Genomic DNA, 20,862 nt, shown 5'->3' with positions numbered 1-20,862 from the left:
GCCTATTAAGTCTCATACAAGCCTATCCGGATTGCTGGTAGAATGGGGCCGTGATGAGTATCCATAAGGAGGTTATCATGGCTATCAGAACGATACTGAGTATTTGCACGGCCAACACTCCGGACTCCGAGATCAAACTGGTCGCGGGCTTGTGTGCTGAAGTCGACGCCCACCTGTCTCTCATCGTAATGGGGCTGTCCACCTACCCGCCCGTGGGTGAATATGCCGACGCAGGCTTCCTGCTCTGGGCCAAGGAAAGAGACAGCGAAGCTGAAGCCCTCTCTGTGCGCGTCTCAAGTGCGCGGGATATTCTTGAGTCTCAAGGGATATCCTATAATGTCGAGCACGAATATCTACTAGAGGCGATGCTTGAAGACGAAATCGCCTTGCGTGCCCACTTTAGCGATCTGCTTGTGTTGAGCAATTCCATCATGAAAAACCGGATCGCCCTTCAGCCGGTAATCGAAGGGGCGATTTTCCGCTCGACCCGACCGGTTCTGATTGTTCCCAAAGATGGCAAAGCCACTCTCAAGCCAGAAAGGATGATGATTGCCTGGAACTCCGGCGATGAAGCATCCCGCGCCATTTATAGTGCGCTGGGCCTGATGAAAAAGGGCACCAATGTGACCATTCTGATGGTTGATCCTGTTGCGCGCGTAGAAGAAAGCGGCGAAGAACCCGGAGCGGATCTCGCCACCTATCTGGCCCGTCATGATGTCAATGTCAGCGTTGATGTGCTCTCGAGCGATGGGCAGGATCAGGACAAGCTCGTCAAGCAGCATGCGCAGGCCGTGCAGGCCGACATGATTGTTATGGGCGCTTACGGGCATTCGCGCCTGAGGGAGCGGATCTTTGGCGGTGTCACAGAAGCCTTCATGAAAGATCCGACCCTGCCAGTCTTGATGGCTCACTAGGACGAGGGCGCCTGCCATCAGGTTTTTGATGGTGTGACGGGTAAAGCATCCCGGCATCCTTGCCAAAGCAAAGCAAAGCGATGCCGGGCCGCCTTGATCCTTAATGCTCTCTTGGGCTGTCTTCTCGTCCCTCACTGATGAAGGCCCGCTCACCCCCAAGGTCCGAGAAGGCTCGGGTGCGGCAACTCAGAACAATGATCTGCTGATCCTTGGCCAACTGCGCCAGCATGTTGAACATGGTGGAAATGCGCTCATCGTCCGTATGCACCAATGCATCATCGAGAATGATGGGAACATGACTGCCACGCTTGGCAAACAGCTTGGCAAAGGCAAGTCGGGTTAGAATGGCAATCTGCTCATAGGCCCCGCCGGAAAGCACATCAACCTTGTCGGTGATGCCGTTGCGCGTGATGGTGTCGATCAGCAGCTTGTCGGCATCAATCTGGAAGTCAGCACCTGCATGCAATTGGCGCAACAGGGGCAACAATTCCTGTCGGATCGGCTCGAAATAGGTTTCCTGCGCTTGTGCCCGGGCGGCTTCGAGATGGGTGATCAACAAGTCGATGGCCTTGGCGTGGCTGGCAAACTGCGCCGCCCTCTCTAAAGCGCGGGTTAGCCTGCCGCTGACCTCTGCGAGCTTTTCTTCAACGGCTCCTTCAGATTGGGTCTGAATGGCACCATTGAGCCGCGCCAGTTCCGTCTCCTGCAGGTGAATTTCCTTCCGGTCCTGTTCGTCAGCCTGAAGCGCCCGTTGATGGGCGGCATCGGCGGCGGCAAGATCGGGCGCTTGCTGCTGAAGCTGGTTGACTTGCGCGCGCGCCGTGGCCAGTTTTGGCGCCAGATCGTTTCTGGCCCGAATGCTCTGGTCAAGCTGTGCTTCTTCATCGGCTGGGGGGGCGAGATCAGCCAGTGCCTTGCGCCTTTCTCCCAACAGAACCTCCGCTTCGGTCAAGGCATTGGCCGCATGGGTGAAACGGTCTTGAAGCTTGGGCAGAGACCCACGAAGTGCGGACAGTGCCTCGTCCAAATCACGTAGGCCATGTTCCATTGTTTCTAAGGTGCGCGGCGCGTTGGTGTTGTCATCAACCAACAAGGACGCAGCCTGTTCAATGGTGCATCCAAGCTCGGTGCATAGCTGGTCTTGCTCGCGTCTTAATGCTTCCCGCCCGTCTGGAGCACTGGCCCGGATCTGTGCCTGCGCCAGCTGTTTGGCATCCTGCGCCTTGCGATGGACGTCATGAGCAGCTCTTGCGGCTGTTACCGTTTCAAACCCGAGCGCGCCGAGCGTGGCATTGATCTCCGCTTGCAAGGCGTCTGGGTCTTCGATGGCTTGTGCCGCTCCTTCTGCCGGTCGCAACTGGATCGCGCCAAAGCCCGGCAGCGTAATATCGAGAGGGCGATCAATGAGCTGGGCTTCGCCATCGGACAGGATTGCGCCTGCGCACTTTGCTTGCTCGCCCTGCGAGGAAAGCAAAAAGCTGGAAAAATGGATCTTGCGCTTTTCTCGGGCGATGTCCCGCCGATGCTCAAGGTTGGCAAGGCGTTCCAGATCTGCTGGCGAAGCGGTGGGCATCTTGAGAATGCGCTCCGCCTCGGCCAGACGGGAGAGCGGTTCCTGAAGGCTGGCAAGCAGAGTCCCAAGCGCGATCAGGCGTCGCCGTTTCTCACGAGAGCGTTCCTGCTGGCGGGCACGGGTTAAGGCGTCACTCAAAGAGCATCTTTCGGCTTCTTTTTCGCTGATGGTTGCCTGTTGCTGCGCCATGGCCGCCTGCACTTGCGCCTTGGCCTGTTTGATTTTTGCCAGTGTGGCTTCGCGCTCGCTGATGGCTTGGCGCAAGGCTTCACGTCTGTCGCGCAGGGAGCCAATCTCCTTGATGGTGCGCTCGATATCCTGCTCCTGAGCCATCAGAAGCTTGAGACCCTGCTCGGCTTCCTTGATGCGACGGTCATGATCCCGCGCGGCGGCAAGCTCAGCCTGGCTTGCCTTGATCGCATCACCGCGCCTTGCGCGAAGGGCAGGGTCATTGAGCTCACGCAGGCGCTTGGTAAGCCGCTTCTTCATCTCCAGATCGTGGCTGAGGGCATCGACGGATTTTTGCAGTTTGGCCTGTTGCTCTCGCAGGCTTTCGGCCAGATCTTCGGCTTCCTTCCATTGGCTGCCAGCCTTTGGCTTGCCGCCCTTGGTGGCTATTGCGTCCAGTTCGCTGCGGCAGCGCTGCAATATCGTGTCCATGCGCCGCCCGCCGGTTACAGCATCGATCTGGCCACGCACGCTGGACATGACATCGCGGCGGGCATCAACCCCTTCGGCTTCAGCCTTTGCCGCATCGACACCAACGGTTCCCTGTCGAACCCAGAGCAGGCCCACCGGCCCCTTGCTGCTGCTCAGAATGGTATCGTGAATCCACTGCTCGGCATCGTCGGCCTGCTTGAGAATGGCGCCGGTTGCAAGACTGATGATCCGCGCAGACGAGCCTGCCTTCTTCAGATTGAAGAGCTTTTCGATGCGATAGGCCTCACTGCCAAGCTCGATTTCTGCCGCGATCTGAACCGCTCCGCCCGAATAGGGCTGCAAGTCCCGGATTTCTTTGCGGGCTGACCCATAGTCATGAAAAATCAGGGCATGAAGGGCATCAAAAAAGGTGCTCTTGCCGCGTTCATTTTCTTCGGTGATGGTGGTGAGCCCATCGCCAAAGGGGCCGAGAGTGACGGTCTTGTCGGCAAAGCGGCGAACATTATGCAGGATCAGTTTGCGTAATCTCATTGGTCCACCTCCTGCGCCAGATGGAACAGGTGCGACAGTGCCTGCTGAGCGATGCGCGCATCCTCCTCTGTCCGCCCGTCGGTCGAGGTTTCGGCCAAAAGGCTTTCTGCGGCTACCCTGAGGGCGCCACTTTCTGCGATAAGGTCGAGATCATCCTCATTCTGCTTGATGCCGATTTTCATCAAGTCGGCATCGAAATAGTGGAAGGCGTCCGCGATCCCGTCGCAGGCTTCCTTGAGGCGGGCCAATTCACTGAGCGTCAGGCGACCCGAACCGGTGAGCTTGATGAGGGCATGGGCGCGGTCTGTTTCAGGCAGAGCCATCATCATGCTTTCCACCGGATCACTGCCCGCAAAAAAGCTGATCTCCAGCCGATGCCACTTGTAGCGCCCCAAAGGAATGGGCTCGACGCGCGGCGCCGTTCCACGCGCATCAATGTTGACCAACAGCACACCGGCCTCACTATGCCCTTTGAAGCCGTCTGCCTCGGGTGATCCTGCATACCATGTCTTTTGCCCGATGGCCATTTGGCCATGCCAATCGCCAAGTGCCAGATAGTCAAGATCTGATTGCTCGGCCCTGTCCGGCGGAATGGTTGCCAGGCCGCCATCTTCCGAGCCGAAATCGGTGACCCCACCATGGGCAAGGCCAATCCGGATGCGGTCGTCCGTCTCAGCGCGCGCCATCCAGTCTGTGAGGTCAAAGCCGGGGCTTCTGACAGCGGGCGGCGCAGGCAAAATGGCCACATCCTGCCCGATTTCGATCACCTCGGCCTTTGTGGCGAGAATGACATTTTCCGGCCTGTCCCGTTCGATCCGCTCCCACAGATCAACCGCGGCAAGGGAATCGTGGTTGCCCGGCATCCAGATCCATGTGATGGACGAAGAGTCCGCCATGATATCAATGGCACGCCGGACCAGCCGTGAGGGCGGTGCCTCCGCATCGAAGGTGTCGCCAGCAATCAGCACCAGCTCTGCCCCCCGTTCCATCGCCAGATTGCCCGTGGCGCGCAAGGCGTCCAGGCGTGCTGTCTTCAGCGCTGCGCGGGTGTCCTCGTCGAACGTTCCGAAAGGTTTGCCGAGATGGAAGTCGGCGCAATGAATAAAGCGCATGATGAGGCTCTTGAGGTTGGCAGAACGGGTGAATGGAGTCAGACCGGCTGTCCCCAGACTATGCGAACAAATCACCCTGTTGCTCAACCATATTTAAGCGCCCACCATTGCGCAACTTTCAGATGCGCCAACTGTGTGTCATTTCTCTTCCGCGGCATGCGGGGTGGCCTCTCGTCCCAACCGCTTTGAGGCAAATCCAGAACCGATGAGCAATCTGATGCAAAACAGGCTTTCCGCCAGTATCGGGATGCCATAGGCCGGTTCGAAATTGTCGGCCAAATCGGGCACCAGAAAGCGCAGTCCGCTGCCGGTAAGATAGACGACACCGGCCACCCCCAGCCCGACAGCGAAAACCCGGCTGAAAAGGCGCGATTGCCAGATGAGCGCAGCCATCAGCAGCCCATTCACGCCAAAAAATAACAGACCCAGATCGTAGCCATAGCCATGAAGGAGGAGAAACTGCATCGCCATGGTTGCCTGAGAGCCGGAAAACCCGTTTATCAGCAGCCAGGCGGCCTGCAGATTGAGCAGGTTGACCGCGATTACCCCGGTTTGCAGCAGGCGGAACACCATAGCTGATAAAGCCAGAGCGGGCGCGGTTGCCCGAAACATGAAGAAGAACAGCAGCGCCAACCCGGCATCGCTAAGAGCCATGACGAGGTCGGCAGCAAGACCGAGACGAAACAGGCCACCATGAGCGAGGATGGCACTCACTGTCGCAGCAGTATCATCAGGCTGGATGAGCTGCGACCGGATGCCAAGTTCTGCGGATAGTCCCAGAAGGATAATTGCGACATAGAGGCATCCGGCGGCCCTCGCCATACGCCAGATCTGTGTTTGATGTGGTGGCGAACTCATGGATCCGTTCTCTCTTGCAGGATGAGAGGGCCTGACGCTTGTTCCTGCCGAGCCGAGGGCTTGTTGAAACGTTGCCCCGCCCAGACCGATGCAATCACAAGCGCAGCACCGGCAAATTGAAGGCCCGTGAGTGATTGTCCCAACCAGAGCCAACCCAAAGCAACGGCCGTGATCGGGCTCATCATGCCCAGCATGGAAACCGCGCCCGGCTCCAGCCGTGCAACGCCGCGGAACCAGAGCCAATAGGTCAAGGCCGCGCCAATCAGGCCTAGCCATGCAAGCCCTACCAGATTGGTGGCGCTCAAGGCGGGTAAGGCTGGCTCGAAGAAGAGCGCGATTGGCAGAAGGATCAAGCCACCGGCGGTCAATTGCCAAGCGGTGAAGGTAAGCGGGGAGACGTTGGCCTGCCATTTCCGACTGAGTACAGTGCCCGCCGCCATGGAGGCTGCCCCTCCAAGCCCTGCCGCGATGCCAATGGTATCAAGCTTTGCCTCGGGCCCGATCAGCAACATGGCCACACCGAGAATGCCGCAAAGAGCCGCAAGCACCGAAGCGGTGCGCAAGGGTATGCTCAGGGCAAAGCGGGCCAACAACAACACCATCAGCGGCTGTGTTGCGCCCAATGTTGCTGCCACTCCGCCGGGGAGCCGATAGGCCGACACGAAAAGCAGGCTCCAGAAGAGCGCAAAATTCAGTGTTCCGAGCAAAAAGAGGCGGCCAAGCATGGCTCTCGGTGGCAAAGCGCGGATCAGCAGCATGAGCAGCAGCCCCGCCGGCAGGGCACGCAACACCGCAAGCGTCAGCGGGTAGCCAGCGGGCAGGAATTCTGTGGTGACGAGATAGGTGCTGCCCCAGATAGCGGGAGCAAGCGCCGTTAGAAAGGTGTCATAGGAGCGGGATAGAGACTTGATCATTACAGGAGCCTTTGTGGGCCTTTTATGGCTAACGGATCAGATGAAGCGAAACGGGCAGACGCTCATGGAATGGCTCAAGGCCGATATCACGCATCAAATAGGGCGGAAGGTTACAAGCAACGCGATGCGTTTTTAAAGCGCACCGCTGTTCCTGAGACGATTTGGTCCAGCGTTTCATGAGGCAGATCCTCCGATCAAATGTCAATAGCTGGTAAAAGGGCACGCATCAGGCGACATCGCGGTTCGTTGCGCTGGCCGCAAGACGAGATGCAATCCGGGCCACATGCTGACCCTGAAAGTGAGCACCTGCGAGGTCTGTCTCGGTGGGCTGTAAAGCACCGTCCGCACCGGCGATGGTGCCAGCGCCATAGGGAGCACCGCCGATAATGCCGTCTCGCGCTGTCTGGCCAGCGAAGCTGTAAGGCAGCCCGGCGATCAACATGCCAAAATGCATCAGTGGAATCTGTGTGGAGAGCAGGGTTGCTTCATGTCCGCCATGCTGGGAGCCGGTAGAAGCAAAAACGGCCGCAACCTTGCCGACCAGCGCATTCTGCGCCCAGAGACCACCAGCCTGATCCAGAAATTGCTTCATCTGGCCAGCCATCATGCCAAAGCGGGTCGGCGTGCCGAAAATGATGCCGTCATAATGGGCCAGATCGGCTGGGGAGGCCTCAGGGGTTTCATCTTCGATAAAACCGGCATTGCGGCGGGCCTCTTCAGCCATGGTTTCAGGAATGCGGCGGAGCTCGACGATGGTGCCGGGAACGCTGCGTGCGCCTTCCGCCTCTGCCTGAGCGAGATCGCGGACATGGCCATAGCTTGAATAGTAAAGAACGAGAATGCGGGTCATGGTGAGCCTTTTCAGTTTCGATTTCAGTCTTGGTTTCGATGCTGAAAAGGTAGCTCTGGCTGCGTGGATGAATAAGCGGTTCGTTTTGAAATCATTCTTTACAGGGCGTTATGAATGCAGTCCTTCATGGCCCTTTGCAAATGATCTAGAAAGGCCGAAACCTTGGCTTGCATGCCAAAGCGGGAGGCGCTGACGGCAAAGACCTCGCGCGGTTGCAACGAGAAGGCGGGCAAAATGCGCACCAGTTTTCCTTCGCGGACCGGGGCTTGCGAAATGAAATCGGGCAATGTTCCAATGCCATGACCGGCAATCAGCAGATCGCGCAGCACAAAGCTGCTCCCCACCTTGACATGGGGCTTGAAAGAAAAGGTATGCGGCCCGCCCGGCCCTAGAAGGCTCCATTCACTGACATGATCGGCCAGCAGAAAGCCTATGACCGGATGAGCCTTGATGTCATCTGGCTGGTTGAGGGCAGGGGCCGTCTCCAGATAGTCGGGCGAAGCAAACAGACATTGCTGCACCCGGCCCAGACGGCGGGCTATCAGAGAGGAATCGGGCAGACTGGAGCGCACCCGGATTGAAAGATCGAACCCGCCTTCGATCATGTCAACCACGCGATCATCAAGCGACAAGGTGAGCCTTAGATCGGGGTGCTTTTCCAGAAAGGCAGGCAGCATCGGCGAAATCACGGCCTGACCGAAAGAATTGGGCGCGTTGATCCGTAATTGCCCTTTCACGGAGCCGGAAACCTCACGGATGCGTCCATCCAGTTTGCTAACAGCTTCGAGAATGGACAGGGCTTCCTCATAATATTGCTGGCCCGCATCCGTAACCGACATGCTGCGAGTGGTCCGGCTGAGCAGGATCGATCCGAGGCTTTCTTCCAGCAGTTTGATTTCCTTGCTGAGCAAGGCGGCAGAAACGCCGAGATCTTCAGCCGCACGGGCAAAGCTGCCGCGTTCGACAATGCGGCAATAGGCAGTCATGACGGAAAATTTATCCATTTGGCAGCACCCCGGAGTCTGATGATCTGTCGTTGCCTACCATGCCGGGATTGTGGGAGCGGTGCAACTTTTCAATAAGGGAGCAAGGACGCCGACCAGCTAGCGTGTTGGGCATACCGGCATCTTGCAGCTCTTAAACAAAACAGGACCTGTGATCTTTTAAAAGGTCACAGATCCTGCGATTCCTTGATTAGTCGCCAGTTGCGCTTGTTGCTTTGCGGCCGTTATGCCGCTGTTGCCACCTTTCGGCTCCAAAGCATAGCGGCTGCTGCGGTCAGGGCAACGCCTGCTAGCTTCACCGCCACCAGCGGCCACAGGCACAGGATGGCAGCAGCACCAAAGACGTAACGTTGCCACATGGGGATTGGCGTTTTGATAAAGCCCAGCATGGCAAAGGCCATGGCAAACAGAGCCCCGATGCCGCCAAAGACGGCGAAGCTGTTGCCTACCCAGCCAGCATTTGAGAGCAAGCCGAGATCATAACAGAAGGCAAAAGGCACCATGAAGGCCAGAATGCCAAGCTTGAGCGCCTGAATGGCGGTTTCGGTCGGTTTGGACTGGGCTAGAGAACTGGCCGCATAGGCCGCCAAGGCAACCGGCGGTGTGATGTTAGAGACAATGGCGAAATAGAATACGAACATATGAGCGGCCAGAGGATCAAAGCCCAATTGCGCCAGAGCCGGAACGCCAAGTGCCGCTCCCAGAATATAGGCGCTGGTGGTTGGCAGCCCCATGCCCAGAATGAGGGATACCAGAGCAATCAGAACCAGCGCGATAAAGGGGATGCCCTGCGCCAGAGAAAAGACCAGACCGACAAACTTGAAGCCGAAACCGGTGAGTGAAACCGAACCAACCACGATGCCAGCCGCTGCACATGCGATGCAGACAACCGGTACGTTGCGAGACCCGGCAACAATGGCGTCGAGGATCTTTCTGGGGCCCATGCGATGTTCTGGATCTGGCAGGGAGACCAGCCATGCACCCAGAATGCCCACGGCTGCAGCCAGCATGGGCGAATAGCCTGATAGCAGCATATAGACCAGCGCCACGATCGGTAGCAGCTTGTAGGATTGCAGCAGTACCTTTTTCTTGTCGGGCAGATCTTCTTCGCTCAGACCCTGAAGATTATTCTTGAGCGCGCCCAGATGCACCATCAGCAGTACGGCACCATAATAGAGAACCGCAGGAACAACGGCCGCGATAATGACGTCGCTGAAAGGCACGCCAAGGAAAGAGGCCATGATGAAGGCGCCCGCACCCATGATCGGGGGCATGATCTGCCCGCCTGTGCTGGCGACCGATTCAACCGCTGCAGCGAAGAAAGGCGGATAGCCAATGCGTTTCATCAAGGGAATGGTGAAGGTGCCGGTGCCATAGACGTTGGCAACTGCGGCACCCGAGATGGAGCCGAAGAGAGCCGAGCTGACCACGGAGATCTTGGCCGGGCCGCCCGGAGAGGTCCCGGTGAAGGCCTGCGCGAAATCCATGAAATATTGCCCCACGCCGCTCTTTTCCAGAAAACCGCCGAAAATGAGGAAGACCATCACGAAGGTCGCCGAGACACCAAGCGGAATGGAGAAGATGCCTTCATCGGTAAGGTAGATTTGCTCGATGACTTCAGGGAAGGTGAAGGGGAGGCCCTGCATGACGCCGGGCATCCAGTTGCCAAACCACATATAGCCAGCAAAGAAGGCGACAATGATTGCCAGCGGCATGCCAACCACGCGGCGGGTCGCCTCCAGAAGGAAGAAGATAAGCGCGGTGCCGAGCACCTGCTGAGCCATGGTGACGTCGTCCACCTGCACCATGCGGAAGGTGATCGACTCATAATTGAGGACGATATAAATGCCGGGCAACGTAGAGGCTATGGCCAAAATCCAGTCATACCACGGGACATTCGGACTGTCCTTGTCGGCCGCGCGCATGGGGTAGAGAATGAAGGCCATCGGAAACACCATGCTCAGATGCAAACTGCGCTGCAAATAAGCCTCAAAGCTGCCGAACACCGATGTATACAGATGGAATAACCCGACCCCCAAAATGTAGACATAGACAATTCTCTTTACGAGTGAACCTGTCGCGCGCATACCGCTGCCCTTCTTCTTTCTCGAACGAGGAATTCAATACAAAGTGATCATGGCCCGGAATTTCGGCTCCGGGCCATGATGCTGATGAATTGGAATTACTGAACCGATTTCCAGTATTTCACAGCGCCCGGATGGGCCGGAGCAAGAGCCGGAACGGCTTCCTCCGGGTTCAACTCGGCAACGGCTTTCACGCCTTTTTGCAGGGTGTCTTTATTTTCCCAAAGAGCCTTGGTCATGTTGTAGACCGTGTCTTCATCCAGATCCTTGCGGACGATGATGCTGGTGTAATCACCAATCGTCGGAACAGGGTCTGTGACCGACTTGTAGATTTCCGGAGAAATCTCGAAGCTGACCGTGCCGAGGGCTTCGGTCATCGCGTCGAGAATTTTCTTGTCTACCGGCAAAATGACCACATCCAGCTGGCTTTCGATCTTCAGAACAACAGAGGCCGCACGGCCAACGGAGAAGGCAAAGCAATCCAGATGATTATCGGCCAGCTGGTTTGAACCGTCAGAATAGGAGGCAAAGGAAACCGAGCCGCCCCAATCCTGAATGTCTTTCCAGCCAACGCCCAGTCCTTTTTCAAAAGCGGAGCGGATCACGAATTCTGAAGAGGTGCCCGGTTTCAAGGTTGCCAGACGGATAGGAAGCTTCTTGTCAACGATGTCGGCAACGGATTTGATGCCGTTTTCGTCTGCATAATCCTTGCGCATCACGAAATAGGTATATTGGCGATAAACGTTTGCCAGAACCGAGACGTTATCAAGTGGCTTTTTGAAAGGTGCTGCGCCTTTGGAAGCTGCTCCCACAAGGGCCGTTACCGAGAAGCCTAGGTCGGTTTTGCCTCTGTCTGTATTGACCACGTTGGAAACACCACCGCCGGTGCTGCTTGAGGTTGTGATGCCCTCTTTGGACCAGGTCTCTGCCAAAGCACCACCAAGTGCAAACCAGTTTCCTCCCGGAGGGCCTGCAGAAAAGCGAAGCTGATCCTGCGCACTGGCAGGAATAGCGACAAGAGTTGCACACGCCAGAGAGACTGCCAGCGCCATTTTCTTAAACATTAATCGTCCTCCATGTTAAATCCAGGGCACTTAAACATCGTAATAAATCTAATAGTTGCGACATTCTGTCGACGAACAATAGTGAGACACATAAATTGCCCCGCCCCGTCCAATAGTATTTCAGCAAGTATGGTCGAAACATACCCTCCATAAGTTGTATGAAGTTTGCATTACATAGACTATTCTGTTGAAACTACGGGAATTATTCGGATTGCGTACTTCCGAGTGAGATAACTGACTGTTGGGTAACTTTAAGGGCGCAATTATCAAAAAATATAATGAGAATTTCGGTACGATTATTATTGATGGAAGAGATGATCTTTTCTCTTTCGCTTGAATAGTTAAAAAATAGGCATAACCGCTCGATCGTAGGAGGCGCAAAAAGGGGCACATGGGAGGCTTGTAAGTTGGGCGGAATAAGTGATGCTCTTATCAACACGGTCAAAAGGCACGATTAGATAACGCTTTGTTCGGGGAGGCTTGATTAGAAGACTTCTCATTTGACGATAAATGTGCAAAATTTCTTCATGTTCATTTTCGACCCGTTTCTCTCAAGATAGGTAGCAAAGGCGCAAGCATGGCGTTCAAAACCATAATGTCCCCCGCAGTTGCTGCGCATTATCCGCTTTGTGTCAAAGAGGTTTTCGTTGCACCCGGTGAGTTGGTGAAACCGGATACGAGAGCTCTATTGGCCGAAACGGCAGAAGGGCGCCGCATTGCCATCAAATGCGGCCATGAGGGGCGGGTCATTCAAGCGCCGCTAGCCGATGCCATTCTGGACGAACGCAAAATGCTATTGGTAATCGAGACCTTTGCTGATGAGCCCGCATCTGCCCCAGAGGACGATGGTCCGGCGGGCAAAGCCGAGGCAGAGGAACAGGAACGGGCGCAACAGGAGCAGGCCCGAAAAGAGCGCGCTGCAAGGGAAGCGCAACAAGCCCATCAGGCCGCATATGCGCAAGCTTCGGGGCAAAAGGAATCCATCCGCCCAGCCCAAACGGAGCCTTCAGCAGCACAAGAAGCCGAAACAGCCACAGCAAGCGCATCGTCGGATGGGCCGCCTGATGAGCAACCGCAAGAACCGTCCGAAGGTGCGCAACCGCTCCACGGAGCCGGGGACGGCACAAAAGAGGAAGAGGCGGGTAAAGCCAGCAATGCCCCTTCAGGCAAAAAAATCGCTTTGGTGGCCGCAGGTTTTGTCGTGGTGCTCTTGGGTGGCGCTGTTGCGATGCAGTTTCTGGAAGAGAAGCCGACGTCTCCCTCGCGGACGCCTTCCGCGTCCACCGTATCGACAAAATCGGCGCCTGTTCCCGCTTCGACAAAGCCAACGGCTCCCAAACCATTGCCAACGCGTCCCTACCCCGCAGAGCAGGACAGGGATTGGAAAAAAATTCCGAATATTAACTCTCAAAACTTTGTGCGTTATGTAAGTAAAAATAGCAAAGCCCGCGATATCGAATTCTTGTCACTGGATGCGGGCAGAAGGCGGGTACAGCTTGTTGGCCGCGCCGACAAACGTTCCATCGTGACCAGCTATTCCTTCAGTGGGAATGGCCCCTTTCGAAATGTTCGCTATTTGAATACGGACCCTGAAAAGGCTTTCATCTTTGCAGACTATCCTCAGCGAGATGTATCGACCGTCCTGATTTCTCCCAAGAACAAGAAAAGCGAAGTGAGCGCCTATCACTATTTCGGCAACAGGAAACCGGATAAGAAAACGGGAGCTTTCAAGAAGGGTTACTCTTTGGAGTATGCGGTCAAAGACGGTGGTTTGATGGCCCTACTATTGCAAAACACAGAGAGTTATTCGCAAAATATGCTTGTCTCGAACGAGAAGGGCAAAACTGAGGCTTACAGGATATGGAGCGATCCCTACGACCTGTCAAATTATTCCGATTATGGATCGCATATTGCTCTTGATGTTCATTCCAAGGACGGTATCAAGCAAGGGACGGCCCTCGTTTCCGGCAGCAGGAGCACGCTTTTCGCCCCCAGCAATGGTTATTTGAATGGGATCCGGATTAAGGCCCAATCCTCCAGCGTGACACTTGAAGGCACGAAGGCGCAGATATTCAAACCGCAAGACATTCTGCCCAAAGGCGTATTCCAGAAATATACGAGTTTGGGTGGCGGCATCAGGATGACAGCCGCAGCCGTCGATACCTACCGGAAGTCCTTTGCCATGGGCGGAGTAGTCTGGGGCATGGGTAACCAGAAAAATGAGGATGGCAGTTCTCGTGTTGATGCCTATTTGGTCTGGACCGCCGATGGCAAGACGGATTTGCGGCGCATGTTTGTGCGCAATGACTCCAATTGGAAAGAAGGGTTGGTCATCCGGGATCTGGAGTTTTATGGCAATGGCCAACTCGCGGTCCTGCTGCGTGAAAACGAGGGCAAGCCTTATTCTGCCGTTGTGTTTTTCGATCGATCCGGCAACCTGAAAAATCGCTACTCCTACAGCAACGCCATCGTGAATGATATTGATAGCTACGGAGACACTCTGTATGGCGCTGGCTTCGCAACAGACAAGGGGCGGCGCTATGGTGCAATCTGGAAGTTCTGACGCGATTGTGCCGACGTCAAGAGGCGCTTGCTCCTGTTTTGAATAGCCCAATAATCATAACGTCTTAGATTGTATCTTACAGGTCTTTTAAACTAAGACCTTTGCCTCATAGGTCGCCAAGCCCGGCTTTTGCTAAACTGGTGCTCTCACAAACAAAAAGAGAGCGCCATGCTTGCCTATAACGAGAATAGCCAACTAGCTCAGTTTCGGTCTGCACTGATCGTTGATGACCATCCGTTATTTTGTGACGCCCTTTGCATGACGCTGCAGGCGGTGTCTTCGATCCGATCCGTTCATACGGTCAACAGCCTGCAAGACGCGCTGGACATTATCATCGAGCATGATAGTCCCGACCTGATCATGCTAGATCTGAACTTGCCCGATGTGCAGGGGCTTGATGGACTCTTGCGCTTGCGCAACACGACGCGTTCCCCGATCGTGGTCATCTCTTCCATGGCGGACAACAAGATCATCAGTTCAGTCATTCATACCGGCGCGTCCGGCTTCATTCCCAAGCATTCCAACCGGGCAATCTTTCAAAAGGCCATCGAGACATTGGCGCAGGGGCAAAAATTCATTCCCGCAGGCTATGAGCTGCTGGAAAACAGCCCGGCCCTCAGCGAAGACGAAACCGTCAAACGCCTGGCATCGCTGACCAACCAGCAAGGCCGCATTCTGCAATTGATCTGCGAGGGCAAATTGAACAAGCAGATCGCGTTCGAACTCTCCATCGCCGAGACCACCGTAAAAGCCCATGTCACCGCCATCATGCGCAAGTTGGGCGTGAAAAGCCGCACCCAGGCCGCCCTCGTGGCCAGAAAAACCAGCTTTGAGCATGTGTTTGATGACGGGCGCGAGCCCAGCTAGCGCGCTGGGTGCCTTCGGTGGGCAATGGGGAGGCGGGTAATGGGGAGGAGCGATGACAAGCTGTTCAGCACAGATGGGCCTTGAGGGCGGGAGAGCGGATGCAATTCTGCGCACCGGCTGCGTGGATTGTCAGGCTGTCGACGCGGTGGAGACGCTACGATTGGCGCTTCAGCCGGATGATCTGGATCTTGTTATCCTGTTCTTTTCGCCCCGCACCGACATTGCCGCCTTTGTCGCGCGCCTTGGCAAGAGTTTTGGCAAAACCAAACTGGTGGGATGCTCGACGGCAGGAGAAATAACGCGGGACGGGTATGCCGAGGGCACAATTGTGGCGCTGGGCTTTCCCGAAAGCCACTTTGCGACCCGCAATGTGCTGATTGAAGATCTCGACACACTTGACGGCCAGCAGATGGTGGCCAGTATTATCCGCAATCGTAATGCGCTCGCTGTGCAAGCCCCGTCATGGCAGTCGGAATGCTCGCTTTTGCTGGTCGATGGTCTCTCGACCTGCGAGGATCAATTGACGGCGGAAATCTCCTTCGGGCTTGGACCGGTGCCGCTATCGGGCGGCTCGGCGGGGGATGGCACCGACTTCACCCGCACCTTCGTTTTGCATGATGGCAAGGTGGCTTCCAATGCTGCGGTGCTGGTGCAGATGATCAGCCGATGTCCGATCCGGGTCTTCAAGACCGATCATTTGCTGCCCGCCCAGACGCGCATGGTCGTCACCGGAGCCGATCCTTCTCGGCGCGTGGTCTCCGAGATCAATGCCGAACCGGCAGCACGGGAATATGCCCGTATCCTTGGCAAGGATCCTGAGCAGTTGACACCATTCATCTTTGCGGCCCATCCGGTGGTGGTCCAGTTCGGTGGCCAGCACCATGTGCGGGCCATTCAGCGAGTGGCAGACAATGGCGATCTGGTGTTCTTTTCCGCCATCGATGAAGGCGTCGTGCTGACATTGGCCGAGCCTCAGAATATGGCCGATCACCTCAACAGGGAGCTGCATGCTTTGGCTGACCCGAAAGAACCGGATGCGATTATCGCGTTTGATTGCATCCTGCGGCGTCTGGAAGCCGAGCAGAAGCAGCAGCTTGGCCAACTCTCACAGATTTTGGCCAACAATCGAGTGGTGGGCTTTTCCACCTATGGCGAGCAATATAACTCCATGCATGTCAACCAGACGCTCACCGGTGTCGCCATCTATCCACCTGAAGAGGTGTGACTTTGGATCACGGTCTCATCAATCCCAATGACACGTTGGAGCGGCAGAATGAAAAGCTGCTCAAGATCGTCACGACCCTGATGCGGCGGGTGGAGAAGGGCGTCGACGCCTCCGGCGTGGCCTATGCCCAGTTCCAGCGCGCAGTCTTGCTTGAAGATGAGGTGCGGGCACGCACCCATGATCTGGAACGGGCGCTGGATCTGCTCAATGAATCCAATGCCCGCCTCGCCAAGGCCAATGCGGAAACCGAAACGGCTCGGGTCAATCTGGCCAATGCCCTCGAAACAGTGCAGGAGGGCTTTGCCCTCTTCGATGCTCACGATGTGCTGGTCATGTGCAACAGCCGGTTTGGCTTGCCCATGCTTGACATCCATCCTCACCTCAAGCCCGGGCTGCATTTCGAGGACTATGTCCGGATGGTCAGCACCAGTGCCTATTTTGATCTGCCCGAGGCGCAAACGGCGAAAATCTGGGCGGCCAACCGGATGGAACGACATAAGGACAGCCACGTTGCCTTCAATGTGCGCATGGCCGGGGATTGCTGGCTACAGGTGAGCGAACATCGCACCCCGGACGGGGGCACCGTCATTCTGCAAACCGACATCACCGACATGGTGTTGCTCGAACGGCAGGAGCGAGAGCGACTGCTCGATGGTCAGGCCCGTCTCATCCGCGCCACGCTGGAGCATCTTAATCAGGGTATCTGCATTTTTGATAATCAGAACAGGCTCATAGGCTGGAACCAGCGGGCCGGTGAACTGCTCAGCATTCCCGCAAGGCAGTTTCAGTTGGGCAATAGCTTTGCTGCACTTTACAAGCAGATCTGCACCAAGGTGAGCGTTTCCAACAAGACCGATGTTGGCCTGATCGAAAAATGGGTGCGGGATGGGGTCTGCCGCGCGCCGCTCTCCTTCGAGATTGTTATCGGCAAAGAGCGGACATTGGCGGTCTTTGCCCAGCAGATGCCCGATGAGGGCTTCGTGATCAGCTTTACCGATGTGTCCGCCGAGCGGGCAGCTGTGCGGGCCATATCAGAAGTGAATGAAACACTGGAACAACGGGTCACCGAGCGCACGCTGGAGCTGGAAGACGCGCTCTGGGAGGCTGAACGAGCCAATGCCTCCAAGTCCCGTTTCGTGGCCGCCGCCAGCCACGATCTGTTGCAACCTCTCTCCGCGGCCAAGTTGTTTGTAGCCTCCCTGGAAAGCGAAATCGAAGAGCCGGAGCTGGCCGAGCGCATTTCCAAGGCCAGCAATGCCTTAATGAGCGCGGAGAATATCCTCAATGCGCTCCTTGATATTTCAAAGCTGGATTCCGGCCGGGCGGCACTGCATGTGGGTCCGGTGTCCCTGCACCAGATTCTGGATCAGTTGCGCGATGAATTGGGGCCGCTCGCTGAAAAGAAGGGCCTGCAATTCCGCATGATCGCGCCTCCGGCCGTTGTCGATAGCGACGCGTCCTATTTGCGCCGTATCCTGCAGAACCTGATCAGCAACGCCATTCGCTATACCCGGCAGGGCAAGGTGCTGGTCGGGGTGCGCAAACGGCAGGGACGCCTGTTTGTTGAAGTGAGGGATACGGGGTCCGGCATTCCAGAACATGAGCGCGGCCGGATCTTTGATGAATTCCAGCGCCTTAATGCCAGCGTCAGCGCAGCAGACGGCATGGGGCTTGGGCTCGCCATCGTGGAGCGCGCCTGCCGCCTGCTCAAACATCCCCTGCATCTTCAGTCTCAGGTGGGCAAGGGCACTTGCTTCTCGGTTGAGCTGCCGATCTCGTCGGTGGCGCCAAAATGCGACCTGCCCGATGATCTGATCCTTCTGGGCAAGGAAAAGCGCCTGAGCCTAGAGCATCACATCGTGCTGCTGCTTGAAAATGACGATAGCCTCAGGAGCGCCATCACGATCACACTGGAAAAATGGGGTGTGGACGTGTTGCCCTGCGCCAGAGAAGAGGAAGCGGTTTCGGTCTTGCAAGAGCTCGATATCGCACCCGATGCCATCATCGCGGATTACCAGCTAGATGATGGCAAGCTGGGCACCGATGTGGTGGAGCGTTTGCGCGAGCGTTATGGCAAGGTGCCCACTTGCATCATCTCGGCCAACCGTTCGCCTTTATTGGCCGACCACTGCCGACGGATGGGGGCATCATTGCATCATAAACCATTGAACCCGTTGGAATTGAGGGAATTTCTGGAAGATGCGGTGAGCCGATAGGCTTGCTTTCAGGCCTATTGGCTCACCGTGAACAGCTGGGGGACTGTAACATCTTGATGGTCTTCGTCTTCGTTGTGGGTGTTGGCTTTTGCAAGCCCGTCCTTCCGGGAAATATCTAAACCCACGCATCCCCGGAAGGGGGGCAGGGCCGGAGCCCTGCGGGAGTATCAGAAGAAACCGAGAGCATCGGTTGAATAGCTCACCAGCATATTCTTGGTCTGGCGATAATGCTCAAGCATCATCTTGTGGTTTTCACGCCCGATGCCAGATTGCTTGTAGCCGCCAAAGGCCGCATGAGCCGGATAGGCATGGTAGCAGTTGGTCCAGACACGACCGGCCTGAATCTCACGACCGAAGCGGAAGGCACGGTTGCCGTTGCGGGTCCAGATACCTGCGCCAAGGCCATAGTCGGTATCGTTGGCGATGGCCAATGCTTCCTCGTCATCCTTGAAGGTACAAACGGACAATACTGGCCCGAAAATTTCCTCCTGGAAGATGCGCATCTTGTTGTCACCCTTGAAGACCGTCGGATTGATATAGTTGCCCCCTTCTAGGCCGGGCAGATTGGCAACCGTGCCACCCATCAGGCAGGTGGCGCCTTCCTGTTCACCGATTGTCAGATAGGACGAGATCTTTTCCTTCTGTTCTCCGGAAGCCTGTGCGCCGATCATTGTTTCCATGTCGAGCGGATTACCCTGCTTGACCTTCTTCACGCGCTCCAATGCACGGGCCATGAAGTCGTCATAGATGGATTCTTGAATCAGGGCACGAGACGGGCAGGTGCAGACCTCACCAGAGTTGAGGGCGAACATCGAGAAGCCTTCAAGACATTTGTCAAAATAGGCATCGTCTGCATCCATGATGTCTTCAAAGAAGATATTGGGCGATTTACCACCAAGCTCCAGCGTCACGGGAATGAGATTCTGCGAGGCATATTGCATGATCAGACGACCCGTGGTCGTCTCGCCCGTAAAGGCGATCTTGGCAATGCGGTTGGACGAGGCGAGCGGTTTGCCTGCTTCCAGACCGAAGCCATTGACGACGTTGAGCACGCCGGGCGGCAGCAGATGACCGACCAGATCCAGAAAGACCATGATAGAAGCCGGAGTCTGCTCGGCAGGCTTGAGCACCACGCAGTTGCCTGCAGCAAGCGCCGGAGCCATCTTCCAGACCGCCATCAGAAGCGGGAAGTTCCACGGGATGATCTGCCCAACCACGCCCAATGGCTCAGGAATGTGATAGGCATAGGTGTTGTGATCAATCTCCGAGATATGCCCCTCTTCTGCACGGATGCAGCCAGCGAAATAGCGGAAATGATCGATCGCCAGTGCCACGTCGGCCGCGATGGATTCGCGGATCGGCTTGCCATTGTCGATGGTTTCGGCCACGGCCAGCATCTGGGTGTTGGCTTCCATCAGATCCGCGATCTTGAGCAGCATGTTGGAACGCTCTGTCAGCGAGGTCTTGCCCCAGGTCGGGAAGGCCGCATGAGCTGCATCCAGCGCGGCTTCGATGTCATCGGCGTTGGAACGGGCGCATTCGCAGATGACTTCGCCGGTGATGGGCGTCACATTCTCGAAATACTGCCCGGACTTCGGTTCGACGAATGCGCCATTGATGAAGTTGCCATAGCGGGGCTTGAACGGGAATTCCACATTAAGATGCGTCGTATCAAGCGCCGCACTGCGGCTGATCGGTGTATTGATATCCATGATTTTCCTCCCAAAAATGCTGCGTGCCGCCCAGATCCTGTCGGACCTCTTGCTCGTGGGTCTGCTTATTTCTGACGGTCCGCAAGGTGTAACTATTCCAGATTAAAACCGACCCGCTCGCGCGCCTATGAGACCAAGGTGCCTATCTTAAGTATTAGTGTATTTACGTAGAAAATTGTGATGACTCACTTGTCGGGAAAACAATGACTTACCGCAGTGCGACAAGCGGGTTCGAAACGACAAATGCCGACTTTGGCACGGGGCTAATGGTCCGGTAGGCCAGCTCGTTGTTGAACAGGCCGAAGGCAAGGCTCGCTGCGTTCATTTGTCTCACTGATCATGGCTGCGCGCTGGGCTTGCAAGCAAAGCAGGTTCAGTCCGGGGATTCTGTCTTGGAATCGAGACAGATAGCCAATGGCCCCAAAATGATCCTGCAATCAGGGGTGGTCCAAGATCTTTCGTGCATGCACCGATTTGATCAAGCTGTTGGTGCAACAATAATTTTTACAGTTGATTTTTCTTTTCATTTCGACATATTTGTCGACATATGTAATACAAGTTTTTGGCATTGTTTGAGTGTGTCCCCCGCGTTGACAGAACGCACGGGAATTCATGTTTCCCCCGCTGAATTTCCCCTCAAAACATAGATCATCGCCCGCTAGCCGGCGTCCCTGTCCTAGGGAAAATGTTTTAGTTGCCTCTCCTGCCAGCGCTG

General features: G+C 56.1%; 15 protein-coding genes. 5 read left to right on the top strand and 10 right to left on the bottom strand.

Features of this window, described 5'->3' with window-relative positions:
* Positions 1 to 77: 77 nt before the first annotated feature.
* Entirely contained in the window at positions 78 to 914 is an 837-nt protein-coding gene (locus ACKPCT_RS16780; RefSeq protein ID WP_175528191.1) for a universal stress protein, read from the top strand.
* Between the two features lie 100 nt (positions 915 to 1,014).
* Here the strand turns inward: ACKPCT_RS16780 and ACKPCT_RS16775 are convergent, their stop codons facing one another.
* The 9 genes from ACKPCT_RS16775 to ACKPCT_RS16735 form a co-directional block, all read right to left on the bottom strand.
* A complete protein-coding gene (locus tag ACKPCT_RS16775) occupies positions 1,015 to 3,678 on the bottom strand; it encodes an AAA family ATPase (RefSeq protein ID WP_319567467.1) in 2,664 nt (887 codons plus the stop codon).
* Positions 3,675 to 4,790 (bottom strand): metallophosphoesterase family protein, encoded by a 1,116-nt coding sequence (locus tag ACKPCT_RS16770; RefSeq protein WP_319567466.1) that lies wholly within the window; start codon positions 4,788 to 4,790, stop codon positions 3,675 to 3,677. The genes ACKPCT_RS16775 and ACKPCT_RS16770 overlap by 4 nt, the downstream gene beginning before the upstream one ends.
* 138 nt (positions 4,791 to 4,928) lie before the next feature.
* Entirely contained in the window at positions 4,929 to 5,648 is a 720-nt protein-coding gene (locus ACKPCT_RS16765; protein ID WP_090075162.1) for a DUF4386 domain-containing protein, read from the bottom strand.
* Entirely contained in the window at positions 5,645 to 6,562 is a 918-nt protein-coding gene (locus ACKPCT_RS16760) for an EamA family transporter (RefSeq protein WP_319567465.1), read from the bottom strand. The genes ACKPCT_RS16765 and ACKPCT_RS16760 overlap by 4 nt, the downstream gene beginning before the upstream one ends.
* A gap of 28 nt (positions 6,563 to 6,590) precedes the next feature.
* Entirely contained in the window at positions 6,591 to 6,740 is a 150-nt protein-coding gene (locus tag ACKPCT_RS16755) for a hypothetical protein (protein WP_175528190.1), read from the bottom strand.
* 48 nt (positions 6,741 to 6,788) lie between these two features.
* The gene (gene wrbA / locus ACKPCT_RS16750) at positions 6,789 to 7,412 is read right to left on the bottom strand and encodes an NAD(P)H:quinone oxidoreductase (protein WP_090075160.1); all 624 of its coding nucleotides are present in this window, start codon (positions 7,410 to 7,412) and stop codon (positions 6,789 to 6,791) included.
* A 98-nt stretch (positions 7,413 to 7,510) separates the two neighbouring features.
* On the bottom strand, positions 7,511 to 8,416 hold the full coding sequence (locus ACKPCT_RS16745; protein WP_090075159.1) for a LysR family transcriptional regulator: 906 nt from the start codon (positions 8,414 to 8,416) through the stop codon (positions 7,511 to 7,513).
* A gap of 224 nt (positions 8,417 to 8,640) precedes the next feature.
* Positions 8,641 to 10,503: a TRAP transporter permease gene (locus ACKPCT_RS16740; RefSeq protein ID WP_319567464.1), complete on the bottom strand. Its 1,863-nt coding sequence runs from the start codon at positions 10,501 to 10,503 to the stop codon at positions 8,641 to 8,643.
* A gap of 95 nt (positions 10,504 to 10,598) precedes the next feature.
* Positions 10,599 to 11,564: a TAXI family TRAP transporter solute-binding subunit gene (locus ACKPCT_RS16735; RefSeq protein ID WP_090075157.1), complete on the bottom strand. Its 966-nt coding sequence runs from the start codon at positions 11,562 to 11,564 to the stop codon at positions 10,599 to 10,601.
* 577 nt (positions 11,565 to 12,141) lie between these two features.
* On the opposite strand from ACKPCT_RS16735, the gene ACKPCT_RS16730 reads away from it, so the two are divergent.
* From ACKPCT_RS16730 to ACKPCT_RS16715, 4 genes are all read left to right on the top strand, one after another.
* Positions 12,142 to 14,127: a hypothetical protein gene (locus ACKPCT_RS16730; protein WP_319567463.1), complete on the top strand. Its 1,986-nt coding sequence runs from the start codon at positions 12,142 to 12,144 to the stop codon at positions 14,125 to 14,127.
* Between the two features lie 168 nt (positions 14,128 to 14,295).
* Positions 14,296 to 14,994, top strand: coding sequence for a response regulator transcription factor (locus ACKPCT_RS16725; RefSeq protein ID WP_319567462.1), 699 nt, complete (start codon positions 14,296 to 14,298; stop codon positions 14,992 to 14,994).
* Positions 14,995 to 15,046: 52 nt separating this feature from the next.
* Positions 15,047 to 16,219, top strand: coding sequence for an FIST N-terminal domain-containing protein (locus ACKPCT_RS16720; RefSeq protein WP_319567461.1), 1,173 nt, complete (start codon positions 15,047 to 15,049; stop codon positions 16,217 to 16,219).
* Between the two features lie 2 nt (positions 16,220 to 16,221).
* Complete coding sequence (locus ACKPCT_RS16715) at positions 16,222 to 18,435, top strand: hybrid sensor histidine kinase/response regulator (protein WP_319567460.1); 2,214 nt, start codon at positions 16,222 to 16,224, stop codon at positions 18,433 to 18,435.
* Between the two features lie 167 nt (positions 18,436 to 18,602).
* On the opposite strand, the gene ACKPCT_RS16710 is transcribed toward ACKPCT_RS16715, so the two are convergent.
* Positions 18,603 to 20,147 carry an aldehyde dehydrogenase family protein gene (locus tag ACKPCT_RS16710; RefSeq protein WP_090075152.1) on the bottom strand — a complete coding sequence of 515 codons (1,545 nt, stop codon included), beginning with the start codon at positions 20,145 to 20,147 and terminating at the stop codon, positions 18,603 to 18,605.
* Positions 20,148 to 20,862: the final 715 nt, after the last annotated feature.

Source organism: Cohaesibacter marisflavi, from assembly GCF_963665895.2.
In the GTDB taxonomy this organism is placed as follows: domain Bacteria; phylum Pseudomonadota; class Alphaproteobacteria; order Rhizobiales; family Cohaesibacteraceae; genus Cohaesibacter; species Cohaesibacter marisflavi.
This window is presented reverse-complemented; position numbering and strand designations above follow the sequence as displayed.

What these genes read in the sequence shown, in the direction of transcription:
- ACKPCT_RS16730 (WP_319567463.1), top strand. Translation starts at nt 12,142, where the DNA reads ATGGCGTTCAAAACCATAATGTCCCCCGCAGTTGCTGCGCATTATCCG.
- ACKPCT_RS16765 (WP_090075162.1), bottom strand. Translation starts at nt 5,648, where the DNA reads ATGAGTTCGCCACCACATCAAACACAGATCTGGCGTATGGCGAGGGCC.
- ACKPCT_RS16755 (WP_175528190.1), bottom strand. Translation starts at nt 6,740, where the DNA reads ATGAAACGCTGGACCAAATCGTCTCAGGAACAGCGGTGCGCTTTAAAA.
- ACKPCT_RS16710 (WP_090075152.1), bottom strand. Translation starts at nt 20,147, where the DNA reads ATGGATATCAATACACCGATCAGCCGCAGTGCGGCGCTTGATACGACG.
- ACKPCT_RS16770 (WP_319567466.1), bottom strand. Translation starts at nt 4,790, where the DNA reads ATGCGCTTTATTCATTGCGCCGACTTCCATCTCGGCAAACCTTTCGGA.
- ACKPCT_RS16745 (WP_090075159.1), bottom strand. Translation starts at nt 8,416, where the DNA reads ATGGATAAATTTTCCGTCATGACTGCCTATTGCCGCATTGTCGAACGC.
- ACKPCT_RS16740 (WP_319567464.1), bottom strand. Translation starts at nt 10,503, where the DNA reads ATGCGCGCGACAGGTTCACTCGTAAAGAGAATTGTCTATGTCTACATT.
- wrbA (WP_090075160.1), bottom strand. Translation starts at nt 7,412, where the DNA reads ATGACCCGCATTCTCGTTCTTTACTATTCAAGCTATGGCCATGTCCGC.
- ACKPCT_RS16735 (WP_090075157.1), bottom strand. Translation starts at nt 11,564, where the DNA reads ATGTTTAAGAAAATGGCGCTGGCAGTCTCTCTGGCGTGTGCAACTCTT.
- ACKPCT_RS16760 (WP_319567465.1), bottom strand. Translation starts at nt 6,562, where the DNA reads ATGATCAAGTCTCTATCCCGCTCCTATGACACCTTTCTAACGGCGCTT.
- ACKPCT_RS16720 (WP_319567461.1), top strand. Translation starts at nt 15,047, where the DNA reads ATGACAAGCTGTTCAGCACAGATGGGCCTTGAGGGCGGGAGAGCGGAT.
- ACKPCT_RS16725 (WP_319567462.1), top strand. Translation starts at nt 14,296, where the DNA reads ATGCTTGCCTATAACGAGAATAGCCAACTAGCTCAGTTTCGGTCTGCA.
- ACKPCT_RS16780 (WP_175528191.1), top strand. Translation starts at nt 78, where the DNA reads ATGGCTATCAGAACGATACTGAGTATTTGCACGGCCAACACTCCGGAC.
- ACKPCT_RS16775 (WP_319567467.1), bottom strand. Translation starts at nt 3,678, where the DNA reads ATGAGATTACGCAAACTGATCCTGCATAATGTTCGCCGCTTTGCCGAC.